The organism is Sinomonas sp. ASV486 (assembly GCF_030908215.1).
Classification (GTDB): domain Bacteria; phylum Actinomycetota; class Actinomycetes; order Actinomycetales; family Micrococcaceae; genus Sinomonas; species Sinomonas puerhi.
Map to the genome: position 1 here is coordinate 18,440 of NZ_JAVFJK010000010.1, position 16,916 is coordinate 35,355.

The window sequence follows — 16,916 nt, forward strand, 5'->3', positions numbered from 1 at the left end:
CGGCCACGGCCGGGCCTTGGTGCGCGGGGCGGGTGGCTGGGTCTGCGCCAGGCCCCCCGTTTCGCTATTGTGCTGAGTGTGTCCGAAGCCAACACCTCCCGCCTGCTGAACCTCCTCATCGCGCTCCTGCACACTGAGCGCGGTCTCTCCAGGGAGCGGATCCTGCGGGACATCTACGGCTTCGACACCGAGCACGCCGCCGGGCCCGGCACGGCACAGAAGGACGCCGACCGTGAGCCTGTCCTGAGGATGTTCGAACGGGACAAGGCGTCGCTGCGGGGGATGGGGGCGGACATCCGAGAGCGGGTGGGGTACGCACGCGCCTCGGACGACGACACGACGTCGCTGTATTGGATCGACGAGAAGGGGTTCCGCCTTCCGCCGCAGACCTTCACGGCAGAGGAATCAGCGTGGCTCGCCCTCGCGGCGCTCGTGTGCGACGGCGCCGTGGCCGGCTCGGAGGCCCAGCGCGCCCTGCGACGCCTCGAGGCGGCCGGCGCACTGCCCGAGACCCCGCCGTCGCAGGTCCAGCCGCGCCTGAGCCTCGACGAGCCGCACTGGGACGTCCTGACGGAGGCCGCCCACCGCGGATCCGCCGTCGAATTCGACTACTTCGCCGCGAGCACGGGCGAGCAGCGCCGCCGTCGGCTTGAACCCTGGGGGCTCGGCCAGCGATACGGGCAGTGGTATGTCGCGGGACACGACCTTGACCGCGACGCCGTGCGCGTCTTCCGCCTCTCGCGCATCCGAGGCGCCGTGACTGCAGGCGGCCCTGACGCCTTCCCTGCGCCCGAGCCCGGTGCGCTGCGCAAGGCACTCTCGGGCCTCGAGGACCTGCCGACACGCAGTGCCAGACTCCGGGTGGCGGAGGACCGCGCCCTTGACCTGCGCCGCGAATGGACTCCCGTGGGCCCGGGCCCGCAGGGCTGGGACCTCGGAACGTTCCCGTTCCGCGACGTCTCCGTCGCCGCGGAGCGGATCGTGGGCTTCGGCGACGCGGTCGTGGTGGAGGAGCCCGAAGACCTCGTCACCGCCGTCGTCTCCCGGTTCGAGGGAGCCTTGCGCGTCCTCGGCACTGAGGGCGCGTCCGAGGCCCCCGCTGCGAAGCCCCGCCGGAGGATCACGACCGGCGAGGAGCGGCTCGGTCGGCTCATGGACCTCGTGCCCTACCTCTTGGCAGGTCCCCTGCCGATAGAGGAGGTCGCAGACCGCTTCGGCCTCACGGTGCGGCAGGTGCGCAGCGAGCTGGATCTCCTCCAGGAGTCGGGACCGATCGACGCCGGGGGCTTCCAGAGCTACATCGAGATCATCGAGGATCGCGGGATCGTCTCGATCGCCAACGCCGACGAGCTGTCGCGCCCGCGCCGCCTCAGCCCCGCCGAGGCAGTCACACTCCAACTCGGACTCCAAGCGCTCGGCCCACTCATGCCGGAACCGCAGCGCCCCGTCCTGGACCGGCTCTCGGACAAGGTGGCCGCCGCCGCGATCGAGGGACTGCGGGGACTGCCGGAGATCGACGTGCTCAACGAGCCCCTGCGGAATGCCGCGCTGATTCCCGCCCTCGCCGACGCTGCCCGGGAAGGCAGAACAGTACGTCTCACCTACCTCAACGCGACCAAGGACGAGCGCACCGAGAGGCTCATCAATCCCATCTCGATAGCAGCGGACGGGAACCGGTGGTATGTCAACAGCTACTGCCATCGGGCGGGCGGCCGACGCGTCTTCCGCATTGACCGGATCGTCTCGGCGGAGCCGGCGGAGCCCCACCCGTTGCCCGACGGGTTCGACGCCGGCGACGACGCGCTCTTCATGCACGCCGCGGGCGATCTGGAAGTGACCGTGCGCCTTGCACCCGAGGCGCTCTGGGCCGAGGCGAGCTTCGACGCACATGACGGCCGAGACCTCGCCGACGGCAGCCGCCGGGTGGGCCTGCGCGTCTCCGACCTCACATGGCTGCCCTCGTTCCTCGCCCAGTTCGGCGGTGCGATCGCGCTCGAGGGCCCCGCCGAGGCCGTCGAGGCCAGCCGTGCGTGGATCGAGCGGGCCTTGACCCCGTACGTGGCAGGCCTCAAGACCCGATAGGCTGGCACCCGTGCCGTGGTGGTCGTGGATCCTCATCTGGGTGGCGCTGGGCGCCTGCACCCTGCTTGTCCTCCTGCTTGGGGGGATCTACCTGTTCCGCAAGGGCGTCGCCGTCATGCGCGGGGCGGGTGAGGCGCTCGATCAGGTGGCCGCGCGTCCGGCCCGTACCGCAACGGCGGACGACGCCGCGCTGGCCGCTCTCGCGCCCGCCCTGGCTGGCCCTTGGGCTCCGGGCAGCGCCGTGTTCGCGGATCCGGCGCAGATGCGCCGCGAGTACGAGGAAGGCCGCGAACGGCGCCGGTTGGCGCGACGCGACCGCCGCGTGGCCCGCCGCCGTGAACGGGGCCAGATGCAGTCCCTGAGTGACCTCGGCCTCAACTAGACTTGTAGCAACGAAAGGATTCTTCGTGGGACGACTCTTCGATGGCCCGTGGCCCATCGTCATCATCATCATTGTGGCGCTTCTCCTGTTCGCCGCACCCAAGCTCCCGGGCATGGCCCGTGCCCTCGGCCAGTCGATGCGCATCCTCAAGTCGGAGGTCAAGGAGATGAAGGGCGACGGCAAGGACACGCCGTCGTCCTCGCAGCCTTCCGCCGCGGACGCCGAGCAGCCCGTCGAAGGCAAGGTCATCCCGCCGAAGGGCGGCGCTAACCCGGCCGACGGCAACGCTGGTCCCTCCTCGCGCGCCTGAGGTGGCCGCAATCAAGGGGAGGAAGGCCAACCCCGAGGGGCGCATGCCCCTCATGGAGCACCTGAGGGAGCTCAAGAACCGGCTCATCAAGTCGGCGATCGGGGTGGCCGTCGGGACCATCGGAGGGTGGTTCCTCTATGACCCCATCCTCAGGGAACTCCAGCGGCCGGTCGAGAACATCTCCCTCCTGACGGGTGGGACCTCGGCGGTCAACTTCTCCACGATCGCGTCGCCTTTCGACTTCAAACTCCAGCTCGCCATCCAGATCGGGCTCGTGATCTCGAGCCCCGTGTGGATCTACCAGGTGTGGGCTTTCATCATGCCCGGCCTCACCCTCAAGGAGAAGCGGTACACGCTCGGCTATATGGTCGCTGCCGTGCCGCTGTTCCTTGCGGGCGTGTGGGTCGGGTGGCTCGTGACACCCCAGGTGGTCCGTGCCCTGACCCAGTTCACGCCAGCCGGGTTCTCGAACATCATCGACGGTCGGGAGTACGTGGACTTCGTCACGCACATGCTCCTGTTCCTCGGGTTCGCGTTCCTCGTGCCGGTCATCCTCGTGGGCGTGAACATGGCAGGTGTGCTTCCCGGCAAGGTGATCCTCAAGGCGTGGCGCATCACGGTCTTCCTCGTGTTCGTCCTCGCAGCTGTCGCTGCGCCGGGCGCCGACGCGATCTCGATGTTCATGCTGGCGGTGCCACTCCTCGCGCTGTTCTTCGCGGCCATCGGTGTCTGTCTCCTCAATGACCGGCGCCGGGCGCGCCGTCTGGCCGCTGTCACGGCCGAGACGGAAGCGAGTGCCGACACCCCGACCTCGCGGGCAGACCTCGAGAACCTCTGACTCAGGGCAGGGGACTAGGCTGGTCGCATGTCCACCCCCGCCGAGAGTATGTCGCCCGCCGAACGCTATGCGGCGGATGCCAGGCGGAGGGCCTTCGCCAAGACCGAGCTGGGCGCCTTCGCCGCGACGGTTGAGTTTGCGCTCGACGACTTCCAAGTCGAGGCCTGCAAGGCACTCGAGGCAGGGCGCGGCGTGCTCGTGGCTGCGCCCACCGGGGCCGGCAAGACCATCGTCGGCGAGTTCGCCGTCCATCTGGCCCTGAGCCAGGGACTCAAGGCGTTCTACACGACCCCCATCAAGGCGCTCTCGAACCAGAAGTACTCCGAGCTGTGCGCTGTCCACGGCGTGGACCGAGTGGGGCTCCTCACGGGGGACACGAGTATCAACGGCGAGGCCCCTGTCGTGGTCATGACCACCGAGGTCCTGCGGAACATGCTCTACGCAGACTCCGACACGCTCACTGATCTCGGCTACGTGGTCATGGACGAGGTCCACTACCTCGCCGACCGCTTCCGCGGCGCGGTGTGGGAGGAGGTCATCATCCACCTCCCGCGCGCGGTCCGGGTCGTCTCCCTGAGCGCGACGGTCTCCAACGCCGAGGAATTCGGCGCGTGGCTCGACACGGTCCGGGGCGAGACCGCCATCATCGTCTCCGAGCACCGCCCCGTTCCGCTGTGGCAGCACGTGCTCGTCGGACGCCAGCTCGTCGACCTCTTCGCAACCCGGCAGTCCTTCGAGGATCTGGCCGACGTCCACGACCACGACGGCGGCGTGTCACCCGGGGGGGTCGGCTCGCCTGACGGGGACGCCCCCCGCGAAGGGGGCGTTGCGGCGTCGTCCGTGCCCGCGGCGAGGCCACCGGCGCCCCGCAGCGAGGCGACCGTCTCCGAGCTCACGGCCGTCAACCCCGAACTCGCCGAGCTCGCGCGCCGCGAGTCCCAGCAGCTGTACCGGGGCCGGTTCGGCCATGGCGGTCGTTCCCGGCGGCGCGAGGAGCGCCAACGCGGCGAGAAGCAGTCGCCACGGACAGGCCGGCCCGGTGATGCTCCACCGCTCCCGGGCACCCGCGCGAGCCGGCCGCAGACGGTGCAGGCACTCGAGCGCCGCGGCCTCCTGCCAGCCATTGACTTCATCTTCTCCCGCGCGGGTTGCGAGGCCGCGGTCCAGCAATGCCTCGACGCGAGCCTCGACCTCACGACGCCGGCAGAGAAGGCGGAGATCAGCGCCGCCGTCGAGGCGGCGGCCGCGGACATTCCCCCCGCAGACCTGCCTATCCTGGGCTTCTGGGCCTGGCGTGACGGTCTCCAGCGCGGACTGGCCGCCCACCACGCGGGCCTGCTCCCCACGTTCAAGGAGACGGTCGAGAAGCTCTTCGCCGCGGGCCTCGTCAAGGTCGTCTTCGCCACTGAGACGCTCGCTCTCGGCATCAACATGCCGGCGAAGAGCGTGCTGATCGAGAAGCTCGAGAAGTTCAACGGCGAGGCCCATGTGGACATCACTGCGGGCGAGTACACCCAGCTCACGGGCCGGGCCGGGAGGCGCGGGATCGACATCGAGGGCCATGCAGTGGTCCAGTGGCGCCCCGGGCTCGACCCAGCCGCCCTGGCGGGGCTCGCATCGCGCCGCACCTATCCTCTGAACTCGAGCTTCCGCCCCACCTACAACATGAGCATCAACCTCGTGGCGCAGTTCGGCCGCGAGCGGGCCCGCGACATCCTCGAGAGCTCGTTCGCGCAGTTCCAGGCCGACCGGTCCGTTGTTGGCCTCGCGCGGCAGGTCCGCAGCAGGGAGGAGTCCCTCGCCGGCTACGAGAAGGCGATGACGTGCCATCTCGGGGACTTCACCGAGTACTCCCGGATCCGGCAGGAGCTCAATGACGCCGAGAAATCCGCCTCCCGCGAGGCCGGCCGGGCACGGCGGGCCATGACCGTGGATTCGCTCTCACGCCTCGTCCCTGGGGACGTCGTTGAGATCGGCGAGGGGCGGCTTGCTGGCAGCGCCGTCGTGCTCAACGCGGACACCAACGCGAGGGAACCGCGCCCCCAGGTGCTCACGTTCGACAGGAATCTGAGGCGCATCGGCCTGCACGACGTCGCGGGCCCGGTTGAGCCGCTCACACGGATCCGGATTCCCAAGCACTTCGACGCGAAGCGCCCGAAGGACCGTCGTGACCTCGCCGCATCGCTGCACCACGCCGTCGAACGCGTGCGGCTCGAGGGCCCGGAACAGGGTGCACGCGCCCGGCGCTCACGGCGCGACTTCGCCTTCGCCGGCGGGTACCAGGATTCCGAGCAGCGCATCACCGACCTCCGTCGCCAGCTGCGCGCTCACCCGTGCAACGGGTGCGCCGACCGCGAGGAGCACGCCCGCTGGGCAGAACGCTGGATCAAGCTCCGGCGCGAGACCGACCGCCTCGTCGAGCAGATCCAGGGCCGCACCAACACCATCGCGAAGACGTTCGACCGCGTGTGCGAGGTCCTCGAGTCCTACGGCTGTCTCGCAAGGGGCGCGGACGGCCTCGCGGTCACGCCGGCGGGGCAGCAGCTGCGTCGGATCTACGGGGACAAGGACATGCTGACGGCGCTCTCCCTGCGCGGTGGCGCGTTCGACGACGTCGATGCCGCGGAGATCGCGGCCCTCGTGAGCACGCTCGTCTACCACGCGAAGCGCGAGGAGAGAGGCCTCACCCCCAAGATGCCGAGCATCTCGCTCGACGTCGCCGTGGACGTCGTGCTGCGCGAGTGGTCCCAGCTCGAGGACGCCGAGGAGCAGCACCGCCTCCCGCGCACGTCCGAGCCGGACTTCGGCCTCGTCTGGCCGATCTACAAGTGGGCCCGGGGCCGTGACCTGCAGAATGTCCTGTCGGGCACCGAGCTCGCCGCCGGCGACTTTGTGCGCTGGGTGCGCCAGGTCATCGACCTGCTCGACCAGCTCGCCGACGTGCCCGGCCTCGAGCCGAGGCTGTCGAGGCTCTGCCACGAGTCCATCGGCCTGCTCCGCCGTGGTGTGGTCGCGTACTCGGCCGTGTCGGACTAGAAACCAAGACCAGAAGATCGGGGATACCTCCATGTCCGATGAGCGCAAGCTCACCCTCTACCGCAACGGCTCGGTCTACTCCGCCGCCGATCCCTTCGCGTCCGCGATGCTCGTGGACGGCGGTACCGTCGCGTGGATCGGCTCGGAGCAGGCCGCGACATCGATTGCCGACGACCGGATGACAATCGTCGACCTCGACGGCGCCCTCGTCGCCCCGGGCTTCGTCGACTCGCACGTGCACGTGGGGGACACGGGGACGGCACTCGCGTCGGTCGACCTGACTAGGGTGCGATCGGCCGCGGAGCTGCTCGACGGCGTCAAGCGCGGGTCACGCGATCTTCCGCCCGATGCCGTGCTCCGCGGCTTCGGGTGGGACGAGGCGACGTGGAACGATCCTGCGCTCCCAGACGCCGCGGAGGTCGGCCGGGCGGCCGGCGGTCGTAGGGCGATCCTCGAGCGAGTGGACGCCCACTCGGCCCTCGTCTCGCCCGCCGTCCTCGAGGCCGCCGGCATCGGCGCCGCCGCGGGCACCGACGGTGCGCGGGTGGTGGGCGATGCGCTGTACGCGGCGCTGGAGGCAACTCGGCCCGTGGACGACGACGAGATCGTGGCCGCCCACTCCCGGGCCCTGGCCCACGCGGCGTCGCGCGGGTACGTGGCGCTCGTTGAGCAGGCGAGCCCCCGGCTGGCGGGCCTGAGGGACCTCCAGCTCCTTCTCGGACGCGACCCAGCGGACGGCCCCGAGGTCTTCGCATATTGGGGGCAGGCGGTCGGGACGGCCGAGGAAGCCCTCTCCGTTCTCGACGGCCTCGGCGTTCCGGTCCGTGGCCTCGCAGGCGATCTCAACATCGACGGCTCGATCGGGAGCCGCACGGCGCTGCTCAGCGAGGACTACGCGGACGCTCCCGGAAGTCGCGGCCGCGAGTTCCTGGGTGCGTCCGAGATCGCCGCGCACCTTGCGGCGGTGTCCGAGATCGGGGTGCAGGGCGGCTTCCACGTGATTGGCGACGCCGGCCTGCAGCTCGCGCTCGAAGGACTCCGGCGGGCCGCCGACCAGGTCGGCACGGCCGCCGTGCGTGCGGCGGGGCATCGACTCGAGCACGTCGAGATGGCCAGCGATGCCGACGCGGCTGCGTTGGCAGAGTACGGGGTGACGGTCAGCGCCCAGCCTCTCTTCGACGCGACGTGGGGCGGACCCGGAGGACTGTACGAGAAGCGCCTCGGGGCGCGGCATGCCGGCATGAACCCGTTCCTCCGCTTCTCCTCGGCCGGAGTGCCGCTCGCCTTCGGATCGGACTCACCCGTCTGCGCGCAGTCCCCGTGGGCGAGCGTGCGGGCGTGCCTGACGCATTCGGATCCCGCCCAGCGCATATCGGCCCGCGCGGCGTTCCTCGGGCACACACGGGCTGGCTGGAGGGCCGTCAAGCATCCGAACCCGCTCATGGGGCAGCTCGTGCCCGGGGCGCCGGCCAGCTTCGCGGTGTGGCGCGCGGACGAGCTCATGGTGCAGGTGGCCGACGAGCGCGTCCAGGCCTGGAGCACCGATCCCCGGGCACGGACGCCCCTCCTGCCCGCCCTCGACACGGAGAGCCTTCCCGAGTGCCTCGAGACCGTCCATGAGGGGCGTTTGCTCTTCCGCAGCGAACAATTCCCCGTGGAATAGGGTTTTTTTGGTCGCCGCCCGCCGCTCGCGCTCCCATCTGGGCAGACTGGAGAAACCCCAGATGAACGAGTGGTTGACACCTGTGTCTGACGCCGTAGGATCGTGGACATCGGGCTGTGAGAGCCCGCGGGAAGCCCGGTTCGCCCAGCACCTTGGGGGATCAAGGCATCAGGGCAGGCCCGTGCGTCAGTAGAAAACAGTCCGGGGGACCGACCAGCTGCCGGCCTCGCGTGACTGGCCCGAAGGCGTACGGGCCCGCCGGCCTTCATATCCCGGCGCGGCGGGTCTACTCCTTGGCTGGCTATAATGGGCATTCGCGCCTCTGAGGCGCGCTTTGACCAAAGCCCCGAAAGGCCCTTCGTGCGCATCCTCACGATCATCCCGACGTACAACGAGCTCGATTCGCTGCCCAAGACCCTCGGCCGCCTGCGGTCTGCCGTGCCGGCGTCGGACGTGCTCGTGGCGGATGACAACAGCCCCGACGGGACCGGCGCCCTCGCGGACCGGATCGCTGCGGAGGACCCCCAGGTCCACGTGATGCACCGCAAGGGCAAGGAAGGCCTCGGCGCCGCGTACATCGCGGGCTTCCGGTGGGCCCTCGAGCGCGACTACGACGTGGTCGTTGAAATGGATGCCGACGGCTCCCACCGTCCGGAGCAGCTCCCCGGCCTCCTCGCGGCCGTCGAGGACGGTGCGGACCTTGTGATCGGCTCGCGCTGGGTCAAGGGCGGTTCGGTGGTCAACTGGCCGTTCTACCGCCAGCTCATCTCCCGAACGGGCAGCACCTACGCCCGGCTCATGCTGGGGCTGAAGCTGCGCGACATCACTGCAGGCTACCGGGCGTTCCGCCGCACGACGCTCGAGAAGCTCGACTTCGACTCGATCGAGTCCAAGGGCTACGGCTTCCAGGTGGATCTGGCATGGCGCGTGGCCAAGATGGGGCTCAAGGTCGTCGAGGTGCCCGTGACCTTCGTCGAGCGTGAGCTCGGCACCTCCAAGATGAGCGGCAACATCGTGGTCGAGGCCATGGTCAACGTGACGAGGTGGGGGCTCGAAGATCGCTGGCGCCAGCTGACGCACCGCGCACAGCGCTAGACACAGCGCTAGGCACAGCGCGCTCGACAGACGCGAAGGGCGGGAACCTCAATGGTTCCCGCCCTTCGCGTCTGTCAGTGCGCTGGTCTCAGCTGGTGCGCTCGCCGCGCTTGCTGCGCAGGACCTCGAGGCGGTCGGCGAGGATCTGCTCGAGCTCGGGGATCGAGCGGCGCTCCAGGAGCATGTCCCAGTGGGTGCGGACGGCCTTCTCGTTGGAGTCCGTGGGCTTCTCGCCGTCGACGAGGAACGCCTCCTTGCCGGTCTTCGAACTCCAGACCGGCGGGATCTCGGCCTCGGAGGAGAACATTACGAACACCTGCTCGCCGTCCTCGGTCCGGTACTCGACGCGCTGGCGGGGTGCAGGCTCGACACCCGCCTCCGTCTCCATGGACTGTGCACCAAGGCGCATGCCGCGCAGGCTGCGGTCGCTCATCTTTACTCCCTCACGTTCTGCCGGACGCGGACACGAGTCCGACGCATATGCCAACGCGTGCCCCGGACGCGGTGTTCCCGCGGCCGCGTCACGGATGTCCGGTCAACCGACCTTCCATTATAGGCGGCCCCGGCCGCGCCGCGCTCGTCAGGCGGGACCCTGGTCCCTCGGGGGGTCCTGCAGCGGTGGGATCTCGAGATCCGGCACGTCGACGTCGGGGATGTCGGCGGCTCCGCCCAGATTCGTGACCCCGGCATGGTGCTGCAGGATGCGTTCCGCCTCGGCGTCGAGCTCCGAGCGGCGCGCCGCCTCCTCCTCGAAGGCGCGCGCGTCTGCCTCGAGGCTGTTGGGCTCAGAACCGGTGAGGGCGACCGTGGCGCCCGCCTCGGCGCGCTCTGCCGAAGCGCTGACCGTCTGGCCCTGTCCCGCGCCGCCCTGCCCGACGTTGCCGATCACGCCGCCGATGCCCTTGAGGGCCTCGCCCACCTCGCTCGGGATGATCCAGAGCTTGTTCGAGGTGCCTTCGGCGATCTTGGGGAGCGTCTGGAGGTACTGGTACGCGAGCAGCTTCGGGTCCGGGTCGCCTCGGTGGATGGCCTCGAAGACCTTCTGGATGGCCTGCGACTCGCCATCAGCCCTCAGGACGGCGGCCTTCGCCTGCCCCTCGGCCTTGAGGATCTGGGCCTGCCGCTCGCCCTCGGCGGTGAGGATGGCCGACTGCTTGGTGCCCTCCGCGGTCAGGATCAGGGCGCGTCGGTCACGCTCAGCCCGCATCTGCTTCTCCATCGAGTCCTGGATCGAGTGAGGCGGCTCAATGGCCTTGAGCTCGACGCGCGAGACACGCAGTCCCCAGCGGCCGGTTGCCTCGTCGAGGACGCCCCGGAGCTGGCCGTTGATCTGGTCGCGCGAGGTCAGCGCCTCTTCGAGGTTGAGGCCGCCGACGACGTTGCGGAGCGTCGTGATGGTGAGCTGCTCGACCGCCTGGATGTAGTTGGCGATCTCATACGTGGCCGCGCGCGCGTCCGTGACCTGGAAGTACACGACTGTGTCGATGGAGACGACGAGGTTGTCCGAGGTGATGACGGGCTGCGGCGGGAAGGACACGACCTGCTCGCGGAGATCGAGGAGCGGCAGGAGCCGGTCCACGAACGGGATGAGGATGGTCAGGCCCGGGTTGAGCGTCCGCTGGTACTTGCCGAGCCGTTCGACGACGCCGGCGCGCGCCTGCGGGATGATCCTCACCGAGCGGACGAGGACGGTGGCGACGAACAGGACGATGACGATGACGACGACGAACAGAAGGATGCTTCCGGCGTCCATGGACTTCCCCCTAGTGCTTGTTGTGGGTGGAGTGCTTGCTGCAGGTGGGCTAGCTTCTGTACGGCGAGATGGTGCCGCTGGGGGCTACGACTGCGGTTGCGCCGTCGATCGCGACGACCTTCACCACGTCGCCGGGAAGGAACTCGCCGCTTTCGGCGCGCGCGGTCCACACGTCCCCGCCGATCTTGACGAGGCCGCGTCCAGCGTCGACGGGTTCGACGACGGTGGCCGACGCACCCAGAAGACGGTCGACATTCGTGCGGGCGTCCTCGATGCCGGGGCGCATGTGCTTGACCGCGACCGGACGGACGAAGGCGATCATCGCGACCGATACGAGGGCGAAGACGAGCCCCTGGAGCCATGCAGGTCCCCCGAGGAGCGCCGTCACGAGAGCCGCGAGCGCGCCGCCGGAGAGCATGACGAAGACGAGGCTGAGGCTGAGCATCTCGATCCCGCCCAGCACGAGTGCCAGCACGAGCCATACCATCCAGGCGTTGTGTTCGAACCAGTCCATCCCGTCCCTCCTGACGCAGCGGACTCCTGCTCCCACAGTAGCCCAGCTCACGCCGCCCGTACCTGTCACGGCGGTTGCGGTTGTGCAACCGCTGCCGCGGGAGGGGGCACCCCTCCATGACGCCGGTGGCGGCACCCCTCCTGGCGAAACCTCAGACGGCCACGAGGGGTGCCGCCGCGGGCCCGGTGGAGGTATCGCCCGCTGCTTGGGCGAGCGCTTCGACGGCGGCGCGAAGCTCGTCGGGGCGGGCAGTGAACGGCAGTCGCAGCCGGTGCTCGAAGGCGCCGTCGACGCCGAAGCGCGGACCCGCGGTCAGTGCGACACCGTGGGCCCTCGACGCCATGACGAGGCGTGAGGACGAGTGCGGCGAGCAGTCCGCCCAGACTGCCATGCCCCCGTCGGGCACCGGCACCGTCCACTCCGGGAGGTGCGTGGAGAGTGCGGTGGCGAGCGCGGCGAGGCCTTCGCCCAGCCATGCCCGGCGCTCGGCGACAAGGAGGTCCTCCTGTGCGAGCAGCTCGGCGCCGATGAGCTGCTCGAGTACGGGTGTGCCGAGATCGAGCCCGGTGCGCGCCTGTGCGAGCCTGCCCACGAGTGTACGGGGCGCCCGGATCCAGCCAACCCGGAGTCCGCCCCACGCGAGCTTGGATAGGCCCCCCAGCGTCACGGCCGATCCTGCGAAGGCGGCGAGCGGCGGGCGCGGGCCTCTGGCGATGTCCAGTAGCGCCGTGGTCTCGTCCGCGACGAGGAGCATCCGGTGCTGCGCGGCGAGCCGGGCAAGGCGCTCGCGCCCCGCCGTGTCGAGGCTCGCGCCGGTGGGGTTGTGGAAGTCCGGCATGACGTAGGCCAGGACGGGCGAGGCCGCGCGGAAGGCAGCTGCGGCGGCGTCGAGGTCCCAGCCCTCGGGGCTCACGGGGAGCGGGACGAGCCGGGCCTTCGCCGCGAGCAGGGCATCCATGGCGTGGGGATACGTGGGTTGTTCGACGGCGGCCCGGTCGCCCGGGGACACGACCGCCCGCACGAGGAGGGCGATCGCGTGCTGGACCCCGTTCGTGATCATGATCTGATCCGGTTCGGTGGGCAGGCCGCGGCGGGTGAAGTGCTCTGCGACGGCGATCCGGAGGCGCGGAAGGCCGAGGATCTCGTAGCCGGATCGCGCGAGTTCGGGGCCCAGCGACTCGACCGCACGGCCGATGCATTCACCCACGATGCTCGCCGCGGGCATGGCTGCCTTCGTAAGGTCGAGGATCCCTGTCTCGTCCGGGGCCGCGACGGGCGGAGGAGCCGGGAGGGCGATGTAACTGCCGGATCCCCGCACGCTGTCGAGGCATCCGAGCTCGCGCAGGCGGGCATAGGCGGCCGCAACTGTGGTTCGGGACAGCCCGAGCGTACGGGCAAGATCGCGTTCGGCGGGGAGGCGCGTCCCGTCGGGAAGGCGGCCATCGAGGGCGAGGAGCCGAAGCCGTTCGGCCAGTTCGGAGTAGGCGGGTCCCCGTCCGGCCCAGGAGCCGAGGATTGCGTCGAGGCGCTGGGATGTGATGCTGGCCATGAGGCCACCGTATCCGAATTGGCTCTATTGAACGAGGCCAATTGACGTCAGGATGGACCGCATGAAGTCCTTCCTCGTCAGCCGCCGCCTATCCGTCCGGCTCGTCCGTCTTTACGCCGGCCTGTTCCTCTACGGCCTGGCGATCGCGCTGCTGCTGCGCTCGGGCCTCGGAGCGTCCCCCTGGGATGTGCTCTCCCAGGGTGTGGCCCGGGTGAGCGGGCTGAGCTTCGGCACCACGACGGTGGTGGTCAGCGTCGTCGTGCTCCTCTTCTGGATCCCGATCCGGCAGCGACCCGGTTGGGGCACCCTCTCGAACACGCTGCTGATCGGCGTCTTCGCGGATCTGGGGCTCGTTTGGACCCCCGCGGCCCATGACCTTGCATGGCAGGCCACCGCGCTAGGCGGCGGCCTCGCGCTCCTCGCGGTGGCGTCCGCCCTGTACATCGGGGCGGGACTCGGCCCGGGTCCGAGGGATGGGCTCATGACGGGGCTCGTCGCCCGCACAGGCCAGCCCGTCTGGGTGGTGCGATCGGCAATCGAGCTCACGGTGGTGCTCGTCGGCTGGCTGCTCGGCGGCACGGTGGGGATCGGCACTGCCGTCTTCGCGTTCGGGATCGGCCCGCTCATCCAGGTCGCCATGCGGGTGCTGTGCGTCGAGCTCGCCGTCGACACCCGTCCAGCCCCGGCGCTGTCCCGCCCTGCCGCGGGCGTTTCCGAGCAGGCGGGGATCAGCGTCGTCGGAGAACGCTGAGCTCGACCGCGGCCGTGGCATTGAGCGTCTCGCCGCCGACGAGCCGCTCGAGCTCCCCGCGGTCCGTGTGGTGGCCTGCCGGGCCCATCTGGACGAGGTCTGCCGCGGCGCCGGGGGACAGGGCGAGGGGGAATTCAAGGGGCACGCGGGAGACCGGCTCGTAGTCGTTCGACGCCGCGTGCTCGAGGGCCTCGGCCTTCCCCTCCGGGACGCTGAGGAGAGGCAGCCTCTCTCGGAGCTCGGCGAGGTGCCCGGGCAGCGGCGTGACCACGCACAGGAGCCCACCGCGTCTGGTGACCCGCGCGAACTCAGGCAGGTTCCGCGGAGAGAAGACGTCCAGAACGCCGTCCACGCTTGCAGCCGCGAGCGGGAGGGGACGCCACAGATCCCACACGATGGCGGCGACACCCGGCAGCCTGGCGGCCCGGCGCAGCGCGTGTGGCGAGAGGTCGAGCGCAACGGCGCGGCGCCGTCGTGCGTCCGCGCTGCCGACTGCCGCGGCCCCGACTGCCGCGGTGCCGACCGCCGCCGTGCCCCGTAGGCCCAGCACGGCCGCCAGGTAATAGCCCGTTCCCGCGCCCGCGTCGAGGAGGGCGGCGTCCTCGCGGAGAGGACCGCATGCCTCGGCGAGGGCCTCCGCGATGGGCGCGTAGTGGCCAGCCGTGAGGAACCGATCCCGCGCCGCGACCATCTCGGCGGTATCGGGGGTAAACCCGGTCCCGCGGCCCGTGAGGAAGCTGACGTAGCCCTGCCGCGCGGCGTCGTACCGGTGCCCCTCGGCACACACGAGCGTCCGCGGCCCGCTCGCCTCAGGGTCCCAGTCGGTGCCGCAATGGGGGCAGATCAGGAGGTCCAGGGCGTCGGTGAGCACGGCTCCCATCGTATCGGCGTGCGAATGCATAGGATCCCTTTCATGCTTCCCGCACACGTGGACCTCATCCGTTCCCTGTCTACCCCCGCCGTGCATCCCGCCGCGGACCGCTGCGCAGTAGCCGTGACGCGCCCTGACTTCCGAGCCGACAGTGCCGTTGGCCAGGTCTGGGAAGTGCCGCTCGACGGCGGCGAGGGCCGCCTGCTGACGCGCGGATTCCGGGACACCGCTCCGGCGTACTCGCCCGACGGCCGTGTCCTCGCGTTCCTGCGTGCCGAGCCGGAGGGCCGGGCGCAGCTCGCGATTGTCGATGCCCGCGGGGGCGAGCCTCGCCTCCTCACAGACGCCCCGCTCGGCGTCTCGCAGTTCGCCTTCTCGCACGACGGCGCGCTGATCGCCTACACCGCGCGCGTGCCCGAGCCCGGGCGGTACGGATCCACCGAGGGCGTCCGTCCCGGTGCCGAGGACCCCCGTCTCATCCGAGACCTGAACTACCGGATGAACGGAGTCGGGTACACGGGCGACCAGCGCACGCGGCTGTTCGTCCTCGAGGTGCCGCGGTTGGACGCCGAGCCGTTCGTGGCCGCGCGAGGGCGGGCCGCCGCGGCCGAGACCGCCGGCGCCGGGAAGTCCGAAAGTCCCGCGCCGGAGACAGGTCTGCCCGAGTCGCGCGAGCTCACGGACGGCACCGTGGACCACGCGGAACCGGGGTTCAGCGCCGACGGGGCCTGGATCTACACGGTCTCGGGCTTCGACCCCTCGGCCGTCGACACCCTGGTCCGGCGGGCCGTCCGCACCCCGGTGGGTGGAGGCCCGAGCGAGGCGCTGGATCTCCCATCCGCCGCGGCCGACTCAGTGCTGTCGGTCGCCGAGGCGGCCGACGGCTCCGGCGTCTTCGTGGTCGCCTCCTCCCTCGGGGACTCGGGCACCGACTTCATCGGGCGGCCCTCGCACCTCTTCTGGCACACCCCGCACGACGGCGCGACGGTGCGGCTCACGCCCGACGGCGACGACCTGGGCGAGGCCCCGGGTGCCCTGCGCGTCGTGTCCGACGGCCGGGCGCTCGTCCTGAGCCGCACACGCGGTTCCGTGCAGCTGCTGGCCTTCAACGCCGAGGGACGCCGCGAGGAACTGACTGGGGCCCCGCTCGTGGTGACCGGCATCGGCGAGGCCGGGGGCGCCGTCGTGCTCTCAGCGGGCGACGCCGCGGGGCCGGGCGAGCTCTATCGGCTCGCCGAAGGCCGAGGCCCCGTGAAGATCACCGATCTCAACGCGCCGCTGCGCAGCGCCACCGCCCCGCTCGCGCCCAGGGAGTTCACCGGCACGAGTGCCGACGGCAGCGACGTGCACGGCTGGGTGGTGCTGCCCGCAGGGGAGGGGCCGCATCCTGCGCTCCTCATGATCCACGGCGGACCCTTCGCCCAGTACACGGGCGCGTGGTTCGACGAGGCGCAGGTCTACGCGGGCGCCGGGTACGGCGTTCTCATGTGCAACCCGCGCGGCGCAGCAGGCTACGGCGAGGACCACGCCCGTGCCATCAAGGGCCGCATGGGCACCGTGGACCTCGAGGATGTGCTCGGCTTCCTCGACTCCGCACTTGCCGCGTTCCCGCTGCTCGATGCCAGCCGGCTCGGGATCCTCGGCGGCTCGTACGGCGGATACCTCACGGCCTGGACGATCGCCCACGACCACCGGTTCAAGGCGGCGATTGTCGAGCGCGGGTTCCTGGATCCGCGCAGCTTCGTGGGCTCGAGCGATATCGGGTGGTTCTTCCCCGGCGAGTACACCGGCTGGGACCCGGCGGCGATAGAGCGGCAGAGCCCCATGGCGCACGTCGACGACGTGCGCACGCCAACGCTCGTGGTCCACTCCGAGGAGGACTGGCGCTGCCCGATCGAGCAGGCGCAGCGGTACTACACGGCTCTCAGACTCGGTGGCGTCGACGCCGAACTGCTCGTCTTCCCGGGCGAGAACCATGAGATGTCCCGCTCCGGCACGCCGCACCATCGCAAGGCACGCTTCGAGCACATCCTCCGGTGGTTCGGGCAGTACCTCCGCTAGGGCGCCTCGGC

Annotated in this window: 14 protein-coding genes; 9 read left to right on the forward strand and 5 right to left on the reverse strand. The window is 70.5% G+C overall.

Features of this window, described 5'->3' with window-relative positions:
• Window positions 1-78 precede the first annotated feature (78 nt).
• The 7 genes from RBS60_RS14360 (at window position 79) to RBS60_RS14390 (ending at window position 9,406) form a co-directional block, all read left to right on the forward strand.
• Window positions 79-2,082: a WYL domain-containing protein gene (locus tag RBS60_RS14360; protein ID WP_307958258.1), complete on the forward strand. Its 2,004-nt coding sequence runs from the start codon at window positions 79-81 to the stop codon at window positions 2,080-2,082.
• Between the two features lie 10 nt (window positions 2,083-2,092).
• Entirely contained in the window at window positions 2,093-2,464 is a 372-nt protein-coding gene (locus RBS60_RS14365; protein WP_307958259.1) for a hypothetical protein, read from the forward strand.
• Between the two features lie 25 nt (window positions 2,465-2,489).
• Window positions 2,490-2,774 (forward strand): Sec-independent protein translocase subunit TatA, encoded by a 285-nt coding sequence (gene tatA, locus RBS60_RS14370; protein ID WP_307958260.1) that lies wholly within the window; start codon window positions 2,490-2,492, stop codon window positions 2,772-2,774.
• 43 nt (window positions 2,775-2,817) lie between these two features.
• Window positions 2,818-3,612 carry a twin-arginine translocase subunit TatC gene (gene tatC, locus RBS60_RS14375; protein WP_307958409.1) on the forward strand — a complete coding sequence of 265 codons (795 nt, stop codon included), beginning with the start codon at window positions 2,818-2,820 and terminating at the stop codon, window positions 3,610-3,612.
• Between the two features lie 27 nt (window positions 3,613-3,639).
• Window positions 3,640-6,648 carry a DEAD/DEAH box helicase gene (locus RBS60_RS14380; RefSeq protein ID WP_307958261.1) on the forward strand — a complete coding sequence of 1,003 codons (3,009 nt, stop codon included), beginning with the start codon at window positions 3,640-3,642 and terminating at the stop codon, window positions 6,646-6,648.
• 31 nt (window positions 6,649-6,679) lie between these two features.
• Window positions 6,680-8,311: an amidohydrolase family protein gene (locus RBS60_RS14385; RefSeq protein WP_307958262.1), complete on the forward strand. Its 1,632-nt coding sequence runs from the start codon at window positions 6,680-6,682 to the stop codon at window positions 8,309-8,311.
• Between the two features lie 360 nt (window positions 8,312-8,671).
• Window positions 8,672-9,406 carry a polyprenol monophosphomannose synthase gene (locus RBS60_RS14390; protein WP_307958263.1) on the forward strand — a complete coding sequence of 245 codons (735 nt, stop codon included), beginning with the start codon at window positions 8,672-8,674 and terminating at the stop codon, window positions 9,404-9,406.
• A gap of 88 nt (window positions 9,407-9,494) precedes the next feature.
• Here the strand turns inward: RBS60_RS14390 and RBS60_RS14395 are convergent, their stop codons facing one another.
• From RBS60_RS14395 to RBS60_RS14410, 4 genes are all read right to left on the reverse strand, one after another.
• Window positions 9,495-9,839, reverse strand: coding sequence for an RNA polymerase-binding protein RbpA (locus RBS60_RS14395; RefSeq protein ID WP_307958264.1), 345 nt, complete (start codon window positions 9,837-9,839; stop codon window positions 9,495-9,497).
• A 147-nt stretch (window positions 9,840-9,986) separates the two neighbouring features.
• The gene (locus RBS60_RS14400; protein WP_307958265.1) at window positions 9,987-11,159 is read right to left on the reverse strand and encodes an SPFH domain-containing protein; all 1,173 of its coding nucleotides are present in this window, start codon (window positions 11,157-11,159) and stop codon (window positions 9,987-9,989) included.
• A gap of 49 nt (window positions 11,160-11,208) precedes the next feature.
• The gene (locus tag RBS60_RS14405; RefSeq protein WP_307958266.1) at window positions 11,209-11,673 is read right to left on the reverse strand and encodes an NfeD family protein; all 465 of its coding nucleotides are present in this window, start codon (window positions 11,671-11,673) and stop codon (window positions 11,209-11,211) included.
• A gap of 151 nt (window positions 11,674-11,824) precedes the next feature.
• Window positions 11,825-13,222: a PLP-dependent aminotransferase family protein gene (locus RBS60_RS14410; RefSeq protein WP_307958267.1), complete on the reverse strand. Its 1,398-nt coding sequence runs from the start codon at window positions 13,220-13,222 to the stop codon at window positions 11,825-11,827.
• Between the two features lie 61 nt (window positions 13,223-13,283).
• Between RBS60_RS14410 and RBS60_RS14415 the strand changes: the two genes are divergently transcribed.
• Window positions 13,284-13,973, forward strand: a complete 690-nt coding sequence (locus RBS60_RS14415; protein WP_307958268.1) for a hypothetical protein — start codon at window positions 13,284-13,286, stop codon at window positions 13,971-13,973.
• Here RBS60_RS14415 and RBS60_RS14420 read toward each other — a convergent pair.
• Complete coding sequence (locus RBS60_RS14420) at window positions 13,951-14,844, reverse strand: SAM-dependent methyltransferase (protein WP_307958269.1); 894 nt, start codon at window positions 14,842-14,844, stop codon at window positions 13,951-13,953. The two genes, RBS60_RS14415 and RBS60_RS14420, sit on opposite strands and share 23 nt — an antisense overlap.
• Before the next feature lie 42 nt (window positions 14,845-14,886).
• Between RBS60_RS14420 and RBS60_RS14425 the strand changes: the two genes are divergently transcribed.
• The gene (locus RBS60_RS14425; protein WP_307958270.1) at window positions 14,887-16,905 is read left to right on the forward strand and encodes a S9 family peptidase; all 2,019 of its coding nucleotides are present in this window, start codon (window positions 14,887-14,889) and stop codon (window positions 16,903-16,905) included.
• Window positions 16,906-16,916: the final 11 nt, after the last annotated feature.

Bases quoted from the DNA above. Each gene is read 5' to 3' on its own strand.
- RBS60_RS14395 (WP_307958264.1), bottom strand. From the start codon at position 9,839: ATGAGCGACCGCAGCCTGCGCGGCATGCGCCTTGGTGCACAGTCCATG.
- RBS60_RS14425 (WP_307958270.1), top strand. From the start codon at position 14,887: ATGCTTCCCGCACACGTGGACCTCATCCGTTCCCTGTCTACCCCCGCC.
- RBS60_RS14415 (WP_307958268.1), top strand. From the start codon at position 13,284: ATGAAGTCCTTCCTCGTCAGCCGCCGCCTATCCGTCCGGCTCGTCCGT.
- RBS60_RS14400 (WP_307958265.1), bottom strand. From the start codon at position 11,159: ATGGACGCCGGAAGCATCCTTCTGTTCGTCGTCGTCATCGTCATCGTC.
- tatC (WP_307958409.1), top strand. From the start codon at position 2,818: ATGCCCCTCATGGAGCACCTGAGGGAGCTCAAGAACCGGCTCATCAAG.
- RBS60_RS14380 (WP_307958261.1), top strand. From the start codon at position 3,640: ATGTCCACCCCCGCCGAGAGTATGTCGCCCGCCGAACGCTATGCGGCG.
- RBS60_RS14405 (WP_307958266.1), bottom strand. From the start codon at position 11,673: ATGGACTGGTTCGAACACAACGCCTGGATGGTATGGCTCGTGCTGGCA.
- RBS60_RS14385 (WP_307958262.1), top strand. From the start codon at position 6,680: ATGTCCGATGAGCGCAAGCTCACCCTCTACCGCAACGGCTCGGTCTAC.
- RBS60_RS14410 (WP_307958267.1), bottom strand. From the start codon at position 13,222: ATGGCCAGCATCACATCCCAGCGCCTCGACGCAATCCTCGGCTCCTGG.